15 protein-coding genes, 2 tRNA genes and 3 rRNA genes are annotated in these 21,100 nt (G+C 56.7%); 17 read left to right on the top strand and 3 right to left on the bottom strand.

All coding sequences use genetic code 11. From position 1 onward, the window contains the following. The first annotated feature begins 42 nt into the window (after positions 1 to 42). From BB029_RS03670 to BB029_RS03660, 3 genes are read left to right on the top strand one after another with little or no spacing between them, the layout of a single operon-like run. Positions 43 to 921: a hemin ABC transporter substrate-binding protein gene (locus BB029_RS03670; protein WP_065938267.1), complete on the top strand. Its 879-nt coding sequence runs from the start codon at positions 43 to 45 to the stop codon at positions 919 to 921. 50 nt (positions 922 to 971) lie between these two features. Next, a complete protein-coding gene (locus BB029_RS03665) occupies positions 972 to 1,955 on the top strand; it encodes an iron ABC transporter permease (protein WP_168166795.1) in 984 nt (327 codons plus the stop codon). Then, positions 1,955 to 2,722: a heme ABC transporter ATP-binding protein gene (locus tag BB029_RS03660; RefSeq protein WP_065938265.1), complete on the top strand. Its 768-nt coding sequence runs from the start codon at positions 1,955 to 1,957 to the stop codon at positions 2,720 to 2,722. The genes BB029_RS03665 and BB029_RS03660 overlap by 1 nt, the downstream gene beginning before the upstream one ends. Positions 2,723 to 2,966: 244 nt before the next feature. Here BB029_RS03660 and BB029_RS03655 read toward each other — a convergent pair whose 3' ends face one another. From BB029_RS03655 to BB029_RS03645, 3 genes are all read right to left on the bottom strand, one after another. Next, positions 2,967 to 3,239 carry a TfoX/Sxy family protein gene (locus BB029_RS03655; protein WP_027605391.1) on the bottom strand — a complete coding sequence of 91 codons (273 nt, stop codon included), beginning with the start codon at positions 3,237 to 3,239 and terminating at the stop codon, positions 2,967 to 2,969. Between the two features lie 202 nt (positions 3,240 to 3,441). Next, a complete protein-coding gene (locus BB029_RS03650) occupies positions 3,442 to 3,786 on the bottom strand; it encodes a pentapeptide repeat-containing protein (protein WP_065938264.1) in 345 nt (114 codons plus the stop codon). Between the two features lie 92 nt (positions 3,787 to 3,878). Beyond that, entirely contained in the window at positions 3,879 to 5,435 is a 1,557-nt protein-coding gene (locus BB029_RS03645; protein ID WP_065938263.1) for a bifunctional aminoglycoside phosphotransferase/ATP-binding protein, read from the bottom strand. Positions 5,436 to 5,553: 118 nt separating this feature from the next. Between BB029_RS03645 and mrcB the strand changes: the two genes are divergently transcribed. From mrcB to rrf, 14 genes are all read left to right on the top strand, one after another. Beyond that, positions 5,554 to 7,878 carry a penicillin-binding protein 1B gene (mrcB, locus tag BB029_RS03640; RefSeq protein ID WP_065938262.1) on the top strand — a complete coding sequence of 775 codons (2,325 nt, stop codon included), beginning with the start codon at positions 5,554 to 5,556 and terminating at the stop codon, positions 7,876 to 7,878. A gap of 16 nt (positions 7,879 to 7,894) precedes the next feature. Then, entirely contained in the window at positions 7,895 to 8,629 is a 735-nt protein-coding gene (locus BB029_RS03635) for a M48 family metallopeptidase (RefSeq protein ID WP_065938261.1), read from the top strand. Beyond that, on the top strand, positions 8,629 to 8,958 hold the full coding sequence (locus BB029_RS03630; protein ID WP_065938260.1) for a YqcC family protein: 330 nt from the start codon (positions 8,629 to 8,631) through the stop codon (positions 8,956 to 8,958). The genes BB029_RS03635 and BB029_RS03630 overlap by 1 nt, the downstream gene beginning before the upstream one ends. Positions 8,959 to 9,389: 431 nt before the next feature. Then, positions 9,390 to 11,114 carry an acetolactate synthase 3 large subunit gene (locus BB029_RS03625; protein ID WP_027605397.1) on the top strand — a complete coding sequence of 575 codons (1,725 nt, stop codon included), beginning with the start codon at positions 9,390 to 9,392 and terminating at the stop codon, positions 11,112 to 11,114. 2 nt (positions 11,115 to 11,116) lie between these two features. After that, positions 11,117 to 11,608, top strand: a complete 492-nt coding sequence (gene ilvN / locus BB029_RS03620) for an acetolactate synthase small subunit (RefSeq protein WP_003176102.1) — start codon at positions 11,117 to 11,119, stop codon at positions 11,606 to 11,608. A 47-nt stretch (positions 11,609 to 11,655) separates the two neighbouring features. Further along, positions 11,656 to 12,672: a ketol-acid reductoisomerase gene (ilvC, locus tag BB029_RS03615; RefSeq protein WP_003176099.1), complete on the top strand. Its 1,017-nt coding sequence runs from the start codon at positions 11,656 to 11,658 to the stop codon at positions 12,670 to 12,672. A 145-nt stretch (positions 12,673 to 12,817) separates the two neighbouring features. Further along, the gene (gene pssA, locus BB029_RS03610) at positions 12,818 to 13,675 is read left to right on the top strand and encodes a CDP-diacylglycerol--serine O-phosphatidyltransferase (protein ID WP_053137711.1); all 858 of its coding nucleotides are present in this window, start codon (positions 12,818 to 12,820) and stop codon (positions 13,673 to 13,675) included. 63 nt (positions 13,676 to 13,738) lie between these two features. Beyond that, positions 13,739 to 14,752, top strand: a complete 1,014-nt coding sequence (gene msrP / locus BB029_RS03605) for a protein-methionine-sulfoxide reductase catalytic subunit MsrP (RefSeq protein WP_065938259.1) — start codon at positions 13,739 to 13,741, stop codon at positions 14,750 to 14,752. Further along, on the top strand, positions 14,752 to 15,372 hold the full coding sequence (gene msrQ, locus BB029_RS03600; RefSeq protein ID WP_065938258.1) for a protein-methionine-sulfoxide reductase heme-binding subunit MsrQ: 621 nt from the start codon (positions 14,752 to 14,754) through the stop codon (positions 15,370 to 15,372). Before msrP ends, msrQ begins: the two co-directional genes overlap by 1 nt. Positions 15,373 to 15,916: 544 nt before the next feature. After that, positions 15,917 to 17,453 (top strand): 16S ribosomal RNA (locus BB029_RS03595). 83 nt (positions 17,454 to 17,536) lie between these two features. Beyond that, positions 17,537 to 17,613 (top strand) — tRNA-Ile (locus BB029_RS03590). Positions 17,614 to 17,643: 30 nt separating this feature from the next. After that, positions 17,644 to 17,719 (top strand) — tRNA-Ala (locus BB029_RS03585). 249 nt (positions 17,720 to 17,968) lie between these two features. After that, positions 17,969 to 20,860, top strand: a 23S ribosomal RNA gene (locus BB029_RS03580). A 152-nt stretch (positions 20,861 to 21,012) separates the two neighbouring features. After that, positions 21,013 to 21,100 (top strand): 5S ribosomal RNA (gene rrf / locus BB029_RS03575); the annotation flags it as partial.

Below are 21,100 nucleotides of genomic sequence, written 5' to 3'. Positions count from 1 at the left end.
TGAGTGCTCGAAAGGCCCTGCCCTTTGGAAGGAAACCCTGTTATGCGCCTGAGTGCCAGCGCTATTGCGCTTGTTGTCGGACTGCTGGTCAACCATGGGGCGCAAGCCTCTGAACTGCCACAACGCTGGGTGAGTGCCGGTGGGGCGCTGTCGGAATGGGTCACGGCGTTGGGCGGTGAGCCGAAGTTGGTCGGCGTGGACACCACCAGCCAGCATCCTGAATCGCTCAAGGCGTTGCCAAGTATCGGCTATCAGCGGCAATTGTCGGCCGAAGGCATTCTCAGCCTGCGCCCACAGGTGCTGGTGGGGACTGAAGAGATGGGGCCGCCGCCGGTGCTGGCGCAGATTCGCAGTGCAGGTGTCCAGGTCGAGATGTTCTCGGCGCAGCCGGATTTGCCGACCTTGAAGGGTAATCTTCAGCACCTGGGCAAGTTGCTGGGAGATGAGGCAAAGGCCAGTGCATTGTTTACCGGATATGAACGGGCCCTTGATCAGCAGAAAAGCTGGGTCGCCAAGGCGCAGGCCGCGCGGAAGGCACCTGGCGTGTTGCTGCTGATCGGTCATGCTGGCGGCAAGCCGCTGATTGCCGGTAAGGACACAGCGGGCGATTGGGTGGTGCAGCAGGCCGGCGGGCATAACCTGGCTACCCACAGCGGTTACAAGCCATTTTCGGTGGAGTCGTTGGCAGGGCTGAGCCCGGATGTGCTGGTGTTTGCCGATCGTGCCCTTACGGGAGACGCGGCGCGCGCGGCGTTGTTCAAGGAGAATCCGATCCTGGCTTCGACGCCGGCGGCCAAGCGTGGGCGTGTGTTCGAGCTGGACCCGACCTTGCTGGTGGGTGGGCTTGGACCGCGCCTGCCGCAAAGTCTGGTGAAACTCTCGGCCGGCTTTTACCCGTCACAGGCTAAACCCGCTCCATGACCACTCTGGTTAAACCGAAAGCGCTGTTCATCGGCCTGGCACTGTTATGCCTGTTGGCGACCTGGCTCTCGTTGGCATTGGGCCCGGTAAGCTTGCCGTTGCTGGATACGCTCAAGGCGGCATTGCGCTTGATGGGCGTGCCGATAGAGGCGCAAGGCCTGGAGCAGGCTGAGTTGATCCTGGGGCAGATCCGTTTGCCGCGTACGTTGCTCGGTTTGGCGGTCGGTGGCGTATTGGCATTGTCCGGCGTGGCCATGCAAGGGTTGTTTCGTAACCCGCTGGCCGATCCGGGGTTGGTCGGGGTTTCCAGCGGGGCGGCACTGGGGGCGGCAATCGCCATTGTCGGCGGTGCGTTTTTTGGTGGGTTACCGGAGGCATTCGGGCCTTATGTGCTGTCGCTGTGCGCGTTTCTAGGCGGGCTGGGCGTGACCGCGCTGGTTTATCGGCTGGGGCGCCGTAACGGTCAGACCAATGTGGCGACGATGCTGCTTGCCGGCATTGCCCTCACTGCACTGGCAAGCTCGGCAGTGGGCCTGTTCACCTACCTGGCGGACGACGCCACCCTGCGCACCCTGACGTTCTGGAACCTTGGCAGCCTCAACGGCGCGAGCTATTCGCGGTTATGGCCCTTATTGCTGGTCAGTGCCGGTGTGGCGCTCTGGTTGCCGCGCCGGGCCAAGGCGTTGAATGCGCTGTTGCTCGGCGAATCCGAGGCCAGTCACCTGGGAATTGATGTTGAAGGGCTCAAGCGCGAGTTGGTGTTCTGTACCGCATTAGGTGTAGGTGCTGCGGTGGCTGCGGCGGGCATGATTGGTTTTGTCGGGCTGGTGGTGCCACATCTGGTCAGGTTGCTGGCCGGGCCTGATCACCGCGTGCTGCTGCCGGCGTCGATATTGGCGGGCGCGAGTTTGTTGCTGTTTGCCGACTTGGTTGCGCGACTGGCCTTGGCGCCGGCTGAATTACCGATTGGTATCGTGACTGCGTTTATTGGCGCGCCGTTTTTTCTTTACCTGTTGTTACGGGGACGTGCCTGATGCTGCGTGTTGAAGACCTGCAGATCCGGCGTGGCCACAAGGTCGTGCTGGCGGATGTCACTCTGGAGTTGCTGCCGGGTGAAGTGATCGGTGTGCTGGGTCCCAATGGCGCGGGTAAGAGTACGTTGCTGGGGGCGTTGTGCGGCGAGTTGCACCCGGATCAGGGCAAGGTGTGGTTGGGGCAGCAGGCGTTGAAAGACTGGAGCGGACCGCTGCGCGCGCAGCGGCTGGCGGTGTTGCCACAAACCTCGACCCTGGACTTCGCGTTCCGTGTCGAAGAGGTGGTCGGCATGGGCCGTTTGCCCCATCAGGCGGGGCGTGTGCGCGATGATGAAATTATCCACGCAGCCTTGCTGGCGGCAGACGTCGCACACTTGAAAGGTCGTAGCTACTTGGCTCTGTCTGGTGGCGAGCGTCAACGCGTGCATTTGGCGCGGGTGTTGGCACAACTATGGCCGGGTGAGGCGGGGCAGACATTGCTGCTGGATGAGCCGACATCGATGCTGGACCCCCTGCATCAGCACACGACCCTTCAAGCGATCCGCCGCTTTGCCGATCGTGGTGCGGCAGTGCTGGTGATCCTCCATGACCTGAACCTGGCCGCGCGCTACTGTGATCGTATTTTGCTGCTGGAGCAGGGCCGTCCTCACGCGTTGGATACACCGGCGCAGGTGCTGCGGCCCGAGCCGCTTAAGGCCGTGTTTGGTTTGGAAGTATTGGTTCAGCCGCACCCGGAGCGGGGCCACCCGTTAATCATTGCTCGCTGAGGCGTGCTTTTTCGCAGGCAAAAAAAGACCCGGCAAAAGCCGGGTCAAATAACCGTGATTAGCCTGATGAGGAGATAATCTGAGAGTCCGAACCAATGGTCTTTCAGTTATCGGCTGATCTCGCGACCAGTTGTGATAATCATAACGATTCTCATTTGAGAGTCAACAGTTGTTTTTGAAGGATCTGCGGTTTTCCTCAAACGTCCGTTCGAAGTGCGCATAAACATTGGGCCTTGCTGACGACCTAGCTCTTCTGACGCGCTGAAATGGCATCCAGCTGGCGGTTCAACGCCTCCTTACGCTCGACCGGAATGTCATTCCAGTGCACGTCCATCAGGGCCCCTTCGATCGCATAGAGCAACACTTTTGATGCGCGAAATCCGCGAGTCCTGACGGCTCGATACGCATCGACCGCTCCCAGGCGACGCAAGTCGGATGCACTGTGGATGCCCACCGCATGCAGCCACTGCGCTGACGTCTTGCCGAGGTTTTTCAGGTGTTGCAGCTCATCGTTCATCAAGCCTCCTTGCGACGGCCGAATGGTGCGGTGGGTATCGTGACCAGGCAGGCCTGAACAGCAGTGTAGCGCTCAGTAGGAAAAGCGTAGTTCTTTGGTCCGAAACGGCCAAAAAGCTTATAAGAATGGCGCGGGGATTTTGACGCCGGGCAGGCGTGAAGCACCCGCTACGCGTTGCGCGTAGTCGGGCTTGGATCGAATCTTACTTGGTGCGGTAGCGCAGGCGAGTGCCGAAATTGACCGACATGAGGATCTCATCGGCAGTCAATTCAGGCGGGAAGTAGGTGCCCGAAATCTGCGCATGGGCCAGGCTGGCGCCTTCCAGCGAGCAGTCGCGCAAATCCAGGCCGCGCAAGTCGGCGGAGCGGAAATACGCGTCGGTGAAGTCCACGCCGGTGGCGTTCAGGTCGCGCAAGTCCAGCCCACGGAAGTCGCCGCCGCGCATGTCGATAATGCCGCCTGCCGGGCGTGCCTGATTGAAGCCACGAATATCGTCTTTATGCAGGAGTGCGTAGAGCGGTGTATCTAGAAGCTTGGGCTGACTCATGAAAACGACTCCTGTTGGATTTATGACGCCATTATAGTGCCACTATTTCTTGGGCGTGCGTCCAAGTAGACGACACGCCCAAGAAATTTTTCTTACAGGCCTGGCAGGCGCTGGCGAATTTGTGTGACCAACGCATCGAGGGTTCCACTTTGGTTGGTCTCGACGCGTTTACTCAGCAACAGTTCTTCGGCGGTCAGTGGGTCACGGTTGGCCTGTTGTTCTTCGATAACGCTCAGGGTCGCGTCGGATGGATCGTTTTTGTCGGCCTGACGTTGCGCCAACCAACTGGTGATAACCGCCTGTGGCGCGTTGCAGTCCAGGATCAGGAACGGCGCCCCCGTGGCTTCGGCCACTTTGGCTGCGGCGTCGCGTTGTTCGCGTTTGAGGAAGGTGGCATCCAGTACTACCGGGAAGCCGGCGCGCAGCACGGTATCCGCGATGTCATTCAAGCGAGCGTAGGTCCTGGCGCTGGCGTCGGACGCATAGATGCCGGCCTGGGGTGTGTTTTCCACCTGCTGCTCGCCGAACATGCGCTTGCGCTCCACGTCCGAGCGCAGGCGTACAGCGCCCAATGCTTCCACCAGGCGCATGGCAACGTGGCTTTTGCCGACTGCCGAGACACCGTGGGTAATTGCCAGGAAGCGCGATGGAATGGTGCTGTAGCTTTCCGCCAGGTTGGCGTAGTTGCGGTATTGGCGCAGGGTCGTTGCGCGCTGCACCGGGCTTGCCTCGCTCGGCATGCTGAACAGCGACACCTTGGCACGCACCAGGGCGCGGTAGGCTTTGTAGAAGTTCAGCACTTCAAGGCCCTGATAGTCACCGGTCAGTTCCAGGTACTGGCTGATAAAGCGCCGCGCCAGGGACTTGAGGCCGCGATCTTCCAGGTCCATGGCCAGGAAAGCGGTGTCGGCGTACACATCGGTGAAGCGAAACGGCTCGTTGAACTCGATGCAGTCGAAGATCACCACGTTGCCGTCAATCAAGGTGGCGTTGCCGAGATGGATGTCACCGTGGCACTCGCGGGTGAAACCGTCGAGCTTGCGCTGTGCCAGCAGCGGTTTCAGGCGTTCGAAGCTGCTTTCGGCCCAGGCTTGCAGGGCTTCCAGTTGAATCAGGTCGGCTTTGTCGCTGAGGAATGGGCGGATCTGGTCGAAGTTCTGCCGTACCGGTGCCATCACTTCATCGGGGGTGCCGGCCGCGTGGTCCTGCGGCACTCTTGGTGCGGCGAGGTGAAAGCGTGCGATCTGCCTGGCCATTTCATCGATGTGCGTGGCGGTCAATTCGCCATTGGCCTGCAAGGTGCTGAGCAATTGGCTTTGCGGGAACTGACGCATCTTCAGGGCATATTCGATCACCGGGCCGTCGCCACCCAATTGCGGGGCTTCGGCTGTACCGGTAATCGGCAACACTTCCAGATACAGATCTGTGGTCAGGCGTTGGTTGAGGCGCAGTTCTTCGTTGCAGAAGTGCCCGCGTTTTTCCAGGTCGGTGAAGTCCAGGAACCCGAAGTTCATCGGTTTTTTCAATTTATAGGCGTAGGGGCCGGTCAGGACCACCCATGAAATATGCGTTTCGATGACCTGGAACGCTTCAACCGGATGAGGGTACAAAGCCGGGTTTTGCAGGGCTGCGATCAGTGACTGGCTCACGGGCGATCCTTCAGAGTCGGGGGGGAATCATGGCGCGCATTATGGCTGCTACGGGCGGTCGTGCAAACCGCTGTCCGGCTCATGTTGATCATCAATAAAGTGCGTATAATCCGCCGCCATGACTCGAACCCGATCTCCCCGTTCCCGTAAAAAACCTCCTTCCCGCGGCCTGCGCCCGTGGCTTGGCTGGGCGCTCAAGCTCGGCCTGGTAGGCCTTGTGGTGCTCGCTGGCTTTGCGGTGTACCTCGACGCTGTGGTCCAGGAGAAGTTCTCCGGCAAGCGCTGGACTATCCCGGCCAAGGTGTATGCACGCCCGCTGGAACTCTTTACCGGCCAGAAGCTGAGCAAGGATGACTTCCTCACCGAACTCGACGCCCTGGGCTATCGACGCGAACCCGTGAGCAATGGTCCAGGGGCGGCTGCAGTCAGCGGCAACACCGTCGACCTCAATACCCGCGGCTTCCAGTTCTATGAAGGCCTGGAGAAGGCCCAGCCTGTGCGCGTGCGCTTCTCCGGCGACTATGTGGCCGAACTGTCCTCCCTGAACGGCTCCAAGTTGCCGGTGGTACGCCTTGAACCGCTGATGATCGGCGGGATTTACCCGAAGAACCTTGAAGATCGCATCCTGATCAAGCTTGATCAGGTGCCGCCGTATCTACTGGAAACGTTAGTGGCTGTAGAGGACCGCGACTTTTATAGTCACTGGGGCGTTTCGCCGAAGTCGATTGCCCGTGCCGTCTGGGTGAATACTTCCGGCGGCAGGATGACCCAGGGCGGCAGTACGCTGACCCAGCAGTTGGTGAAGAACTTCTACCTGACCAACGAGCGCAGTCTGACCCGTAAGCTCACCGAAGCCATGATGGCGATGCTGCTTGAGTTGCACTACAGCAAGCAGGAGATCCTTGAGGCGTACCTCAACGAGGTATTCGTCGGCCAGGATGGTCAGCGCGCGGTGCACGGCTTCGGTTTGGCCAGCCAGTTCTTCTTTGGTCAACCGCTGTCCGAGTTGAAGTTGCATCAGGTTGCCTTGTTGGTGGGCATGGTCAAGGGGCCTTCCTACTACAACCCGCGTCGCAATCCGGAGCGTGCGCTTGAGCGCCGTAACCTGGTGCTCGATGTGCTTGAACAGCAAGGCGTTGCCACGGCGGAACAAGTGGCCGCGGCGAAAAAAATGCCACTGGGTGTGACAACCCGCGGGAAGTTGGCGGACAGTTCATTCCCAGGCTTTATCGATCTGGTAAAGCGCCAGTTGCGTGAAGACTATCGCGACGAAGACTTGACCGAAGAAGGCCTGCGGATCTTCACCAGCTTCGACCCGATCCTGCAGATGAAGGCAGAAGCGTCGGTCAACGACACCTTCAAGCGCCTGACGGGCCGTAAGGGCGCCGACGAAGTAGAAGCCGCCATGGTGGTGACCAACCCGGAAACCGGTGAAGTCCAGGCCATGATCGGCAGTCGCCAGGCCAGCTTTGCCGGTTTCAACCGCGCACTCGATGCCGTGCGGCCGATCGGCTCGCTGGTCAAGCCGGCGGTCTACCTGACGGCGTTGGAAAAACCGAGCAAATACACCCTTACCAGTTGGCTGTCGGATGATCCGCTGTCGGTCAAGGGGGGCGACGGCCAGGTCTGGACGCCGCAGAACTTTGATCGCCGCTCCCACGGCACGGTGTTCCTGTATCAGGGCTTGGCGCATTCCTACAACATTTCCACGTCCCGGCTCGGCTTGGAGGTTGGCGTGCCGAATGTCCTCAAGACACTGGCGCGCCTGGGCATCACCCGTGAATTCCCGGCCTTCCCATCGATTCTACTGGGGGCCGGTGCCATGACGCCGATTGAAGTGGCGACCATGTACCAGACCCTCGCCAACGGGGGCTTCAATACCCCGATGCGCGGGATCCGCAGTGTGCTGACGGCCGAGGGTGAGCCGCTCAAGCGCTATCCGTTCCAGATTCAGCAACGTTTCGATGCGGGCTCCATCTATCTGATCCAGAACGCCATGCAGCGTGTGATGCGTGAAGGCACCGGCAGCTCGGTCTATAAAGTCTTGCCTTCCAACCTGACACTGGCGGGCAAGACCGGTACCAGTAACGACTCCCGTGACAGCTGGTTCGCAGGTTTCGGTCAGGATGTGCTCGCAGTGGTGTGGCTGGGCCGTGACGATAATGGCAAGACACCATTCACCGGTGCCACTGGCGCGCTGCAGGTCTGGACCAGTTTCATGCGCAAGGCCGACCCGCTGCCGTTGAACATGCCGCAGCCGGATAACATCGTGCAGGCCTGGATTGATCCGCATACCGGCCAGGGCTCCGATGCCAACTGTCCGGGCGCGGTGCAGATGCCGTATATTCGCGGCAGCGAACCACCAGCCGGTGCTGCGTGCGGTGGCGGAGCCCCTGCAGATGCGGAATCGGTGATGGATTGGGTCAAGGGCTGGATGAATTAAGCAAAGAGGGTTTCAAGTGAACAAGTGGTGGATTCCAGCTATTACAGCTCTGGCTTTGCTCGGCGGTTGCTCCAGCGTGCAGCGCGGCTCTATTCCTGTGGTGGATTCGAGTACAGCTGTCTCCAATAATGACCGTATCTCGGCCAATGGCGGTTTCCGCCAAACCGTGACCAACCGTCCGGCCCAGGCCAGGCCTCAGGCCGTGCCGCAGGATTCGGGTGTGGTCGTGATGGTGCCGGGCGGCGGTGCTGCTGCCTCGGCGCCAATCAGTGCCGAGCCTTGGACGCCTGGGCCAAGCTCCTCCGGGCCGATCGATTCCGCGCCGATGCAGACCGCGCCGATCAACCAGGGTACCTACACCATGCCGTCGACGCCGAGCGGCATTCCATCGTCCTCCAGTGCTGGCGGCTTGTCAGCCGACGAGCAATTGGACGGTCCGGTGCTGGCGTTGCTGACCACCGCGCAGCAACAGCAGGCGGGTGGTGACTTGAATGGTGCGTCATCCAGCCTTGAGCGTGCGCAACGTGTTGCTCCGCGCGAGCCGCAAGTGCTGTATCGCCTTGCCCAGGTACGCATGGCCCAGGGCGATGCGCCCCAGGCCGAACAATTCGCTCGTCGTGGTCTCACGCTGGCCAACGGTCGTCCCGACCTGCAAGCCAGCCTGTGGGCGTTGATCGGCGATGCGCGTGCGGCACAAGGTGACGCTGCCGGCGCTGCCCAGGCTCGGCAAAAAGCCAAGGTCAACCTCTGATGGATGCACGGTTTCCCGCGATTGCCGAACAGTTATTGCTGATCGAGCGCGAATTGCGCGTGCAGGGCTGGTGGGATGAGGTGCGCCCCAGTGCCGAAGCGCTCAGCAGTGTCGAGCCCTTTTCGGTGGATACTCTGGACTTCCACCAGTGGTTGCAGTGGGTCTTCCTTGTGCGCATGAAGCAGATTCTCGAGCAGGATCTGCCCTTGCCCAATGCTTCCGGGATCATGGAGATGGCCGAGATGGTCTATGCCGACCGGCCGCTCGAGAGCCTTGGTTTGCGCAATGCGCTGAAAAAGTTCGACCAACTGATCGTCGACGCTCGTTAATTGCCTGGCTGCCGGTTTTTTCGGCAGTCTTGCGCACATTTCTACCGCTTGACGACATTCAGGCGAGTTTTATCCCTCCTCAAAGCCCTTTCTTCTACGTTCTCATGCGCTTAGTTGGAAAAAAGCGCAATTATTGCTTGACTTGAGAGGCCTGAAACAGAAGAATCCAAAGTCCGCTGTATCGGGACTGCCAGAAGCAGGCCCGCTCAGCAGATCATGAGGCGCACATCCGCGCCGACCTGTTACACCCGCAACGCGTTACCTCGCGCTGGGTGGGAAAAGCCCGCAACACTTGGGACGATCCCAATACTTGCTCAGTCAGTGCTGACGTAGTCGGCGACCACCGTCGCTCATGCTCTGTTGAGAAGTAAACCTATTAAGACCCGTCGGTTTTCAACGGACGGTATTCTGGCGTTTTAGAGGTGAACAACGTGGAGCTTTTATCTGGCGGTGAGATGCTCGTCCGCTTTTTGCGTGACGAAGGCGTCGACTATATCTACGGGTACCCAGGTGGTGCTCTGCTGCATGTTTACGACGCACTGTTCAAGGAACCGGCTGTTACCCACATCCTGGTTCGCCACGAACAGGCCGCGACCCATATGGCTGACGGTTATGCCCGTGCCACCGGTAAAGCCGGTGTGGTACTGGTAACCTCCGGCCCAGGCGCAACCAATGCCATTACCGGCATCGCGACTGCTTATATGGACTCCATTCCGATGGTGATCATTTCCGGCCAGGTGCCAAGCACCATGGTGGGGACCGATGCGTTCCAGGAAACCGACATGATCGGTATCTCCAGGCCGATCGTGAAACACAGCTTCATGATCAAGCATGCGTCGGAAATCCCGGACGTCATGAAAAAGGCCTTCTACCTCGCGCAGTCCGGTCGCCCGGGGCCTGTCGTGGTCGATATCCCGAAAGACATGACCAACCCGGCTGAAAAATTCGAATACGTTTTCCCGAAGAAAGCCAAGCTGCGTTCCTACAGCCCGGCCGTTCGCGGGCACTCGGGGCAAATCCGCAAGGCGGCAGAAATGCTCCTGGCGGCCAAGCGTCCCGTGCTGTACTCGGGTGGTGGCGTGATCCTGGGCGGCGGTTCTGCACCGTTGACCGAACTGGCCAAGCTGCTCAACCTGCCGGTAACCAACACCCTGATGGGCCTCGGCGCATTCCCGGGTACGGACCGTCAGTTCGTGGGTATGCTGGGCATGCACGGCAGCTACACCGCCAACCTGACCATGCACCACGCCGACGTGATCCTGGCAGTGGGCGCGCGTTTTGATGACCGCGTGATCAATGGCGCGAGCAAGTTCTGCCCGAATGCCAAGATCATCCATATCGACATCGACCCGGCGTCCATCTCCAAGACCATCAAGGCCGATGTGCCGATCGTAGGTCCGGTAGAAAGTGTATTGACCGAAATGGTCGCTGCACTCAAGGACATCGGCGAGACGCCGAACAAGGAATCCGTTGCCAGCTGGTGGAAGCAGATCGACGAATGGCGTGGTGACCGTGGCCTGTTCCCTTACGACAAGGGCGACGGCAGCATCATCAAGCCACAAACCGTGATCGAGACGCTCTGCGAAGTGACCAAGGGCGACGCCTTTGTGACCTCCGATGTGGGCCAGCACCAGATGTTCGCCGCGCAGTACTACAAGTTCGACAAGCCTAACCGCTGGATCAACTCCGGTGGCCTGGGCACGATGGGCTTTGGTTTCCCGGCAGCCATGGGCGTGAAACTGAGTTTCCCGGACTCTGACGTTGCCTGCGTCACCGGTGAAGGCAGCATTCAGATGAACATCCAGGAACTGTCGACGTGCCTGCAGTACGGTCTTCCTGTGAAGATTGTCTGCTTGAACAACGGCGTGCTGGGCATGGTTCGTCAGTGGCAGGACATGAGCTACGGTAGCCGTCACTCCCATTCCTACATGGAATCGTTGCCGGATTTCATCAAGTTGGTTGAAGCCTATGGCCACGTTGGCATTCGCATCACCGATCTGAAAGATCTGAAGCCGAAGATGGAAGAAGCGTTCGCCATGAAGGACCGCCTGGTGTTCATCGATATTCAGGTGGATACCAGTGAGCACGTCTACCCGATGCAGATCAAAGACGGCTCTATGCGCGACATGTGGCTGAACAAGACGGAGCGTACTTAATCATGCGGCACATTATCTCCCTGCTTCTGGAGAACGAACCCGGCGCTCTGTCTCGTGTTGTCGGCCTGTTTTCGCAACGCAACTACAACATCGAAAGCCTGACCGTGGCGCCGACCGAAGACCCGACTTTGTCGCGCCTGACGTTGACCACCGTGGGCCACGATGAGGTGATCGAGCAGATCACCAAGAACCTCAACAAGCTGATCGAAGTGGTCAAGCTGGTCGACCTGTCGGAAAGTGCCCACATTGAGCGCGAGCTGATGCTGGTCAAGGTCAAGGCAACGGGTGCCCAGCGTGCCGAGATCAAGCGCACTACCGATATTTATCGCGGGCAGATCGTCGATGTGAGCGCCAGTGTTTATACCGTTCAACTGACCGGTACGAGCGACAAGCTGGACAGCTTCATCCAGTCGATTGGCACGGCCTCGATTCTGGAAACGGTACGCAGTGGTGTCACCGGGATTGCCCGTGGCGACAAAGTACTCAGCATCTAACCCAAATTAGCGAATGGCCTTAAGGCCTGGATATATAGAGGAACCTCATGAAAGTTTATTACGATAAAGATTGTGACCTGTCGATCATCCAGGGCAAGAAAGTCGCCATCATCGGCTACGGCTCCCAGGGTCACGCGCAAGCCTGCAACCTGAAAGACTCCGGCGTTGACGTGACTGTTGGCCTGCGTAAAGGCTCGGCCACCGTTGCCAAGGCTGAAGCCCACGGCCTGAAAGTGACTGACGTTGCTTCCGCTGTTGCTGCCGCCGACCTGGTCATGATCCTGACCCCGGACGAGTTCCAGTCCGCGCTGTACAAGAACGAAATCGAGCCGAACATCAAGAAGGGCGCCACCCTGGCCTTCTCCCACGGCTTCGCGATCCACTACAACCAGGTTGTACCGCGCGCAGACCTCGACGTGATCATGATTGCGCCGAAGGCACCGGGCCACACCGTACGCTCCGAGTTCGTCAAAGGCGGTGGTATCCCTGACCTGATCGCGATCTACCAGGATGCTTCGGGCAACGCCAAGAACGTTGCGCTGTCTTACGCTGCTGGCGTGGGTGGCGGTCGTACCGGCATCATCGAAACCACCTTCAAGGACGAGACCGAAACCGACCTGTTCGGCGAGCAAGCCGTTCTGTGCGGCGGTACCGTTGAGCTGGTTAAAGCCGGTTTCGAAACCCTGGTTGAAGCTGGCTACGCGCCGGAAATGGCCTACTTCGAATGCCTGCACGAACTGAAGCTGATCGTTGACCTCATGTACGAAGGCGGTATCGCCAACATGAACTACTCGATCTCCAACAACGCCGAATACGGCGAGTACGTGACTGGCCCGGAAGTCATCAACGCCGAGTCCCGCCAAGCTATGCGCAACGCCCTGAAACGTATTCAGGACGGCGAGTATGCCAAAATGTTCATCAGCGAAGGTGCTACCGGCTACCCTTCGATGACCGCCAAGCGTCGTAACAACGCTGCTCACGGTATCGAAGTCATCGGCGAGCAACTGCGCTCCATGATGCCGTGGATCGGTGCCAACAAGATCGTCGACAAAGCCAAAAACTAAGTCGTACGTATCAACAGAAAACGCGGCTTAGGCCGCGTTTTTTCGTTTGGGGGGCGGGTTCTGGTATAAAGCTGCATCGTTTGCGGGCGAACACTCGCCGCAAGTATTGGTCGAATTTTTTTCACACCGTTGCAAGGTAAAGTCCATGAGCGAACGTCCCGAAGAGCCAAACCAGGCTTCTGACGCCGAAAGCCTGCTGCCGATCGATGAACATGTCGAAGAAGGGCATGACGCTGAAGGCCGCAAGGTCCGGCATCGTGGCATCTATTTGCTACCCAATCTGTTCACTACGGCAAACCTGTTTGCCGGGTTCTATTCCATCATCAACTCAATGAGTGCCCAAAGTGCCCTGGCGGCAGGTGATGCGGCGAGCGCCAGCAAGTATTTCGGCTTTGCTGCCATCGCGATTTTCGTGGCCATGGTGCTGGATGGCCTTGATGGTCGTGTGGCGCGCATGACCAATACCCAAAGCGCCTTCGGAGCCGAGTATGACTCGCTATCGGACATGGTTGCCTTTGGTGTTGCACCTGCACTGCTGGCCTTCGCCTGGGCGCTGGGTGATATGGGTAAGGTTGGCTGGATGGTCGCCTTCATCTATGTTGCGGGTGCGGCGTTGCGTCTGGCTCGCTTCAATACCCAGGTGGGGACTGCTGATAAACGTTACTTCATTGGTCTGGCCAGTCCGGCAGCGGCGGGCGTGGTGGCGGGTATTGTCTGGGCGTTCAGCGACTACGGCATCCAGGGTTCGAAAATGTCGTTCCTGGTGGCGTTGATGGTTGCTGCGGCCGGTATGCTGATGGTCAGCAATATCAAGTACAACAGCTTCAAGGAGCTTGACCTCAAGGGGCGTGTACCTTTCGTGGCGATCCTGGCAGTGGTACTGGTGTTTGCGGTGGTCTTCAGTGATCCTCCTCGGATTCTGCTATTGGCCTTCCTTGTCTACGCCGCTTCGGGGCCGATTCAGTACTTGCTGCATATGCGCCGGGACAAAACGTTGCCTTAATGTAATTTCCCCCATACTCCGCAGTCTATTGGTGCATCAGTTCTCCAATGCTGCGGAGTTGCCATGTTAATCAAATTGCCCAAAGCGTCCGATTGCCAAGAATCGGATGTCACGCCTGAGTCCTTCTACCTTTCTCGCCGTAGCTTGCTCGGTGGTGCGCTTGCCGGCATTGCTGCCAGCAGCCTGCCGCGTTGGGCCAGTGCTGACGAGGCCGCGCGTTATCCCGATGTTGAGCCTGGCAAGGCGCCCAATTGGTTTGCCGAAAAATTGCCGGCAACGAAATGGCAGGCGGTGACGGTCAAGGATGAGTCCATCACCCCCTTCAAGGACGCAACTCACTACAACAACTTCTATGAGTTCGGAACAGACAAGGGCGATCCTGCGAAAAATGCGGGATCACTCAAGACCGAGCCCTGGAGTGTGGTGATTGATGGTGAGGTTGCAAAGCCGGGGCGTTACTCCCTTGAAGACTTCATGAAGCCCTATCAATTAGAAGAGCGGATTTACCGTTTACGCTGTGTCGAGGCGTGGTCGATGGTCATCCCGTGGATGGGTTTTCCGATCTCTGCCTTACTCAAGAAGGTTGAGCCGACCTCCAAGGCCAAATACATCCGCTTTGAAACCCTTCAGGATGCCAAGAGCATGCCTGGGCAGCGCTCGAGTTTTGGCTTGATTGACTGGCCATATGTAGAAGGGCTGCGTCTGGATGAAGCGATGAATCCTTTGGCGATTCTTGCCGTTGGCATGTATGGGCGCGAGTTACCCAATCAGAACGGTGCACCGTTACGTCTGGTCGTGCCCTGGAAATACGGTTTCAAGAGCGTGAAATCCATTGTGCGTATCAGTCTTGTGAGCGAGCAGCCAAAAACCACTTGGCAGAGTATCGCTGCGGATGAGTATGGTTTCTATGCGAATGTGAACCCTACGGTGGATCATCCCCGCTGGACCCAGGCGCGGGAGCGTCGTCTGCCAAGCGGCCTGTTCAGTCCGAATGTGCGTGAGACGCAGATGTTCAATGGCTACTCGGATGAGGTCGCCTCTTTATATACAGGCCTCGATCTGCGGAAGAACTACTGATGCGTTACCCCATCTGGCGCGTTGGCGTTTTTATAGCTGCGGCAGTGTGGCCGTTATTATGGCTGTATGAGGCATGGAGTTTTGCCTTGGGGCCGGATCCGGGCAAGGTGCTGGTTGATCGGCTTGGCCTGGGTACCCTGATCCTCTTGCTGATTACCCTTGGAATGACGCCGCTGCAGAAGCTGAGCGGTTGGGCGGGGTGGATCGCGGTGCGCCGGCAGCTTGGATTGTGGTGCTTTGCTTATGTAGTGCTGCATTTGGCGGCTTATTGTGTGTTTGTTCTGGGGCTGGATTGGTCGCAATTGGGTGTGGAGCTGCGCAAACGGCCTTACATTATTGTGGGGGCGCTGGGATTCTTGTCTTTGTTTGTGTTGGCGGTGACGTCTAATCGCTATAGCCAACGCCGACTGGGTAGTCGCTGGAAGAAGCTGCATCGGCTGGTGTATGTGATTCTTGGGCTTGGTCTGTTGCACATGCTGTGGATCGTGCGGGCTGATCTGAAGGAATGGGCTATCTATGCTTCTATAGGTGCGTTGCTTCTGGTACTGCGTGTACCGCCAGTGGCGCGCCGAATCCCCCGACTTATTACTAAAAAAGCACCCACTGCAACAAAAGCGTAATTAACGCTTGACCGCAGGTTGTAGACGTCTATAATTCGCCCCACTTCCGGCGCAGTCGAAACGTAAAACTCCTTGATAAACAACGAGTTATGCAGAATAAGGCAGCGGATTGCTTCAGTTCATCGAAGCCCAGAAGAAGTTGGTAGGGTCGTGTTGTTTGACGCTATTAACGATTCGATCTTCTCGGTCGAAAGCGGAGGAAAAGAGGTGTTGACAGCAGCGTGTAACGCTGTAGAATTCGCCTCCCGCTAACGAGAGATCGCAAGCGCAAGTGGTTGAAGTTGTTGAAGAAATCTTCGAAAGCTTCTGAAAATAATCACTTGACAGCAAATGAGGCTGCTGTAGAATGCGCGCCTCGGTTGAGACGAAAGCTCTTAACCAACCGCTCTTTAACAACTGAATCAAGCAATTCGTGTGGGTGCTTGTGGAGTCAGACTGATAGTCAACAAGATTATCAGCATCACAAGTTACTCCGCGAGAAATCAAAGAATAACCAACGATTGCTGAGCCAAGTTTAGGGTTTCTTAAAAACCCAAAGATGTTTGAACTGAAGAGTTTGATCATGGCTCAGATTGAACGCTGGCGGCAGGCCTAACACATGCAAGTCGAGCGGTAGAGAGAAGCTTGCTTCTCTTGAGAGCGGCGGACGGGTGAGTAATGCCTAGGAATCTGCCTGGTAGTGGGGGATAACGTTCGGAAACGGACGCTAATACCGCATACGTCCTACGGGAGAAAGCAGGGGACCTTCGGGCCTTGCGCTATCAGATGAGCCTAGGTCGGATTAGCTAGTTGGTGGGGTAATGGCTCACCAAGGCGACGATCCGTAACTGGTCTGAGAGGATGATCAGTCACACTGGAACTGAGACACGGTCCAGACTCCTACGGGAGGCAGCAGTGGGGAATATTGGACAATGGGCGAAAGCCTGATCCAGCCATGCCGCGTGTGTGAAGAAGGTCTTCGGATTGTAAAGCACTTTAAGTTGGGAGGAAGGGCCATTACCTAATACGTGATGGTTTTGACGTTACCGACAGAATAAGCACCGGCTAACTCTGTGCCAGCAGCCGCGGTAATACAGAGGGTGCAAGCGTTAATCGGAATTACTGGGCGTAAAGCGCGCGTAGGTGGTTTGTTAAGTTGGATGTGAAATCCCCGGGCTCAACCTGGGAACTGCATTCAAAACTGACTGACTAGAGTATGGTAGAGGGTGGTGGAATTTCCTGTGTAGCGGTGAAATGCGTAGATATAGGAAGGAACACCAGTGGCGAAGGCGACCACCTGGACTGATACTGACACTGAGGTGCGAAAGCGTGGGGAGCAAACAGGATTAGATACCCTGGTAGTCCACGCCGTAAACGATGTCAACTAGCCGTTGGGAGCCTTGAGCTCTTAGTGGCGCAGCTAACGCATTAAGTTGACCGCCTGGGGAGTACGGCCGCAAGGTTAAAACTCAAATGAATTGACGGGGGCCCGCACAAGCGGTGGAGCATGTGGTTTAATTCGAAGCAACGCGAAGAACCTTACCAGGCCTTGACATCCAATGAACTTTCCAGAGATGGATTGGTGCCTTCGGGAACATTGAGACAGGTGCTGCATGGCTGTCGTCAGCTCGTGTCGTGAGATGTTGGGTTAAGTCCCGTAACGAGCGCAACCCTTGTCCTTAGTTACCAGCACGTCATGGTGGGCACTCTAAGGAGACTGCCGGTGACAAACCGGAGGAAGGTGGGGATGACGTCAAGTCATCATGGCCCTTACGGCCTGGGCTACACACGTGCTACAATGGTCGGTACAGAGGGTTGCCAAGCCGCGAGGTGGAGCTAATCCCAGAAAACCGATCGTAGTCCGGATCGCAGTCTGCAACTCGACTGCGTGAAGTCGGAATCGCTAGTAATCGCGAATCAGAATGTCGCGGTGAATACGTTCCCGGGCCTTGTACACACCGCCCGTCACACCATGGGAGTGGGTTGCACCAGAAGTAGCTAGTCTAACCTTCGGGAGGACGGTTACCACGGTGTGATTCATGACTGGGGTGAAGTCGTAACAAGGTAGCCGTAGGGGAACCTGCGGCTGGATCACCTCCTTAATCGACGACATCAGCTGCTCCATAAGTTCCCACACGAATTGCTTGATTCATTGAAGAAGACGATAAAGAAGCAGCCCGAAATTGGGTCTGTAGCTCAGTTGGTTAGAGCGCACCCCTGATAAGGGTGAGGTCGGCAGTTCGAATCTGCCCAGACCCACCAATTTTGTGTGGGAAACGCCTGTAGAAATACGGGGCCATAGCTCAGCTGGGAGAGCGCCTGCCTTGCACGCAGGAGGTCAACGGTTCGATCCCGTTTGGCTCCACCACTACTGCTTCTGCGTTATGAAAGCTTAGAAATGAGCATTCCATCAGTATGATGGTGAATGTTGATTTCTAGTCTTTGATTAGATCGTTCTTTAAAAATTTGGGTATGTGATAGAAAGATAGACTGAACGTTACTTTCACTGGTAACGGATCAGGCTAAGGTAAAATTTGTGAGTGGCTCTTAATTGAGTATGATCGAATTTTCGGCGAATGTCGTCTTCACAGTATAACCAGATTGCTTGGGGTTATATGGTCAAGTGAAGAAGCGCATACGGTGGATGCCTTGGCAGTCAGAGGCGATGAAAGACGTGGTAGCCTGCGAAAAGCTTCGGGGAGTCGGCAAACAGACTTTGATCCGGAGATGTCTGAATGGGGGAACCCAGCCATCATAAGATGGTTATCTTGTACTGAATACATAGGTGCAAGAGGCGAACCAGGGGAACTGAAACATCTAAGTACCCTGAGGAAAAGAAATCAACCGAGATTCCCTTAGTAGTGGCGAGCGAACGGGGACTAGCCCTTAAGTGGCTTTGAGATTAGCGGAACGCTCTGGAAAGTGCGGCCATAGTGGGTGATAGCCCTGTACGCGAAAATCTCTTAGTCATGAAATCGAGTAGGACGGAGCACGAGAAACTTTGTCTGAATATGGGGGGACCATCCTCCAAGGCTAAATACTACTGACTGACCGATAGTGAACTAGTACCGTGAGGGAAAGGCGAAAAGAACCCCGGAGAGGGGAGTGAAATAGATCCTGAAACCGTATGCGTACAAGCAGTGGGAGCCCACTTTGTTGGGTGACTGCGTACCTTTTGTATAATGGGTCAGCGACTTATTTTCAGTGGCGAGCTTAACCGAATAGGGGAGGCGTAGCGAAAGCGAGTCTTAATAGGGCGTCTAGTCGCTGGGAATAGACCCGAAACCGGGCGATCTATCCATGGGCAGGTTGAAGGTTGGGTAACACTAACTGGAGGACCGAACCGACTACCGTTGAAAAGTTAGCGGATGACCTGTGGATCGGAGTGAAAGGCTAATCAAGCTCGGAGATAGCTGGTTCTCCTCGAAAGCTATTTAGGTAGCGCCTCATGTATCACTGTAGGGGGTAGAGCACTGTTTCGGCTAGGGGGTCATCCCGACTTACCAAACCGATGCAAACTCCGAATACCTACAAGTGCCGAGCATGGGAGACACACGGCGGGTGCTAACGTCCGTCGTGAAAAGGGAAACAACCCAGACCGTCAGCTAAGGTCCCAAAGTTATGGTTAAGTGGGAAACGATGTGGGAAGGCTTAGACAGCTAGGAGGTTGGCTTAGAAGCAGCCACCCTTTAAAGAAAGCGTAATAGCTCACTAGTCGAGTCGGCCTGCGCGGAAGATGTAACGGGGCTCAAACCATACACCGAAGCTACGGGTATCACGTAAGTGATGCGGTAGAGGAGCGTTCTGTAAGCCTGTGAAGGTGAGTTGAGAAGCTTGCTGGAGGTATCAGAAGTGCGAATGCTGACATGAGTAACGATAATGGGTGTGAAAAACACCCACGCCGAAAGACCAAGGTTTCCTGCGCAACGTTAATCGACGCAGGGTTAGTCGGTCCCTAAGGCGAGGCTGAAAAGCGTAGTCGATGGAAAACAGGTTAATATTCCTGTACTTCTGGTTATTGCGATGGAGGGACGGAGAAGGCTAGGCCAGCTTGGCGTTGGTTGTCCAAGTTTAAGGTGGTAGGCTGGAATCTTAGGTAAATCCGGGATTCTAAGGCCGAGAGCTGATGACGAGTTAACTTTTAGTTAACGAAGTGGTTGATGCCATGCTTCCAAGAAAAGCTTCTAAGCTTCAGGTAACCAGGAACCGTACCCCAAACCGACACAGGTGGTTGGGTAGAGAATACCAAGGCGCTTGAGAGAACTCGGGTGAAGGAACTAGGCAAAATGGCACCGTAACTTCGGGAGAAGGTGCGCCGGTGAGGGTGAAGGACTTGCTCCGTAAGCCCATGCCGGTCGAAGATACCAGGCCGCTGCGACTGTTTATTAAAAACACAGCACTCTGCAAACACGAAAGTGGACGTATAGGGTGTGACGCCTGCCCGGTGCCGGAAGGTTAATTGATGGGGTTAGCTAACGCGAAGCTCTTGATCGAAGCCCCGGTAAACGGCGGCCGTAACTATAACGGTCCTAAGGTAGCGAAATTCCTTGTCGGGTAAGTTCCGACCTGCACGAATGGCGTAACGATGGCGGCGCTGTCTCCACCCGAGACTCAGTGAAATTGAAATCGCTGTGAAGATGCAGTGTATCCGCGGCTAGACGGAAAGACCCCGTGAACCTTTACTATAGCTTTGCACTGGACTTTGAATTTGCTTGTGTAGGATAGGTGGGAGGCTTTGAAGCGTGGACGCCAGTCTGCGTGGAGCCAACCTTGAAATACCACCCTGGCAACTTTGAGGTTCTAACTCAGGTCCGTTATCCGGATCGAGGACAGTGTATGGTGGGTAGTTTGACTGGGGCGGTCTCCTCCTAAAGAGTAACGGAGGAGTACGAAGGTGCGCTCAGACCGGTCGGAAATCGGTCGTAGAGTATAAAGGCAAAAGCGCGCTTGACTGCGAGACAGACACGTCGAGCAGGTACGAAAGTAGGTCTTAGTGATCCGGTGGTTCTGTATGGAAGGGCCATCGCTCAACGGATAAAAGGTACTCCGGGGATAACAGGCTGATACCGCCCAAGAGTTCATATCGACGGCGGTGTTTGGCACCTCGATGTCGGCTCATCACATCCTGGGGCTGAAGCCGGTCCCAAGGGTATGGCTGTTCGCCATTTAAAGTGGTACGCGAGCTGGGTTTAGAACGTCGTGAGACAGTTCGGTCCCTATCTGCCGTGGACGTTTGAGATTTGAGAGGGGCTGCTCCTAGTACGAGAGGACCGGAGTGGACGAACCTCTGGTGTTCCGGTTGTCACGCCAGTGGCATTGCCGGGTAGCTATGTTCGGAATAGATAACCGCTGAAAGCATCTAAGCGGGAAACTAGCCTCAAGATGAGATCTCACTGGGACCTTGAGTCCCCTGAAGGGCCGTCGAAGACTACGACGTTGATAGGTTGGGTGTGTAAGCGCTGTGAGGCGTTGAGCTAACCAATACTAATTGCCCGTGAGGCTTGACCATATAACACCCAAGCAATTTGCGTCGAAAGGCCAGATTGCGGTGTGTGAAGACGCAATGAACCGAAAGTTCGAGATTTCACAAAACACCGACAGCTGTCACATACCCAATTTGCTGAAGCGAGGCCCGCTGGCCACGACTCAGTACCCGAATTTCTTGACGACCATAGAGCATTGGAACCACCTGATCCCATCCCGAACTCAGCAGTGAAACGATGCATCGCCGATGGTAGTGTGGGGTTTC

It is taken from the genome of Pseudomonas sp. S3E12 (genome assembly GCF_001702295.1).
Lineage (GTDB): Bacteria > Pseudomonadota > Gammaproteobacteria > Pseudomonadales > Pseudomonadaceae > Aquipseudomonas > Aquipseudomonas marginalis.
The sequence above is the reverse complement of the archived record's forward strand: the minus strand, read 5'-3'. Positions and strand labels throughout refer to the sequence as shown.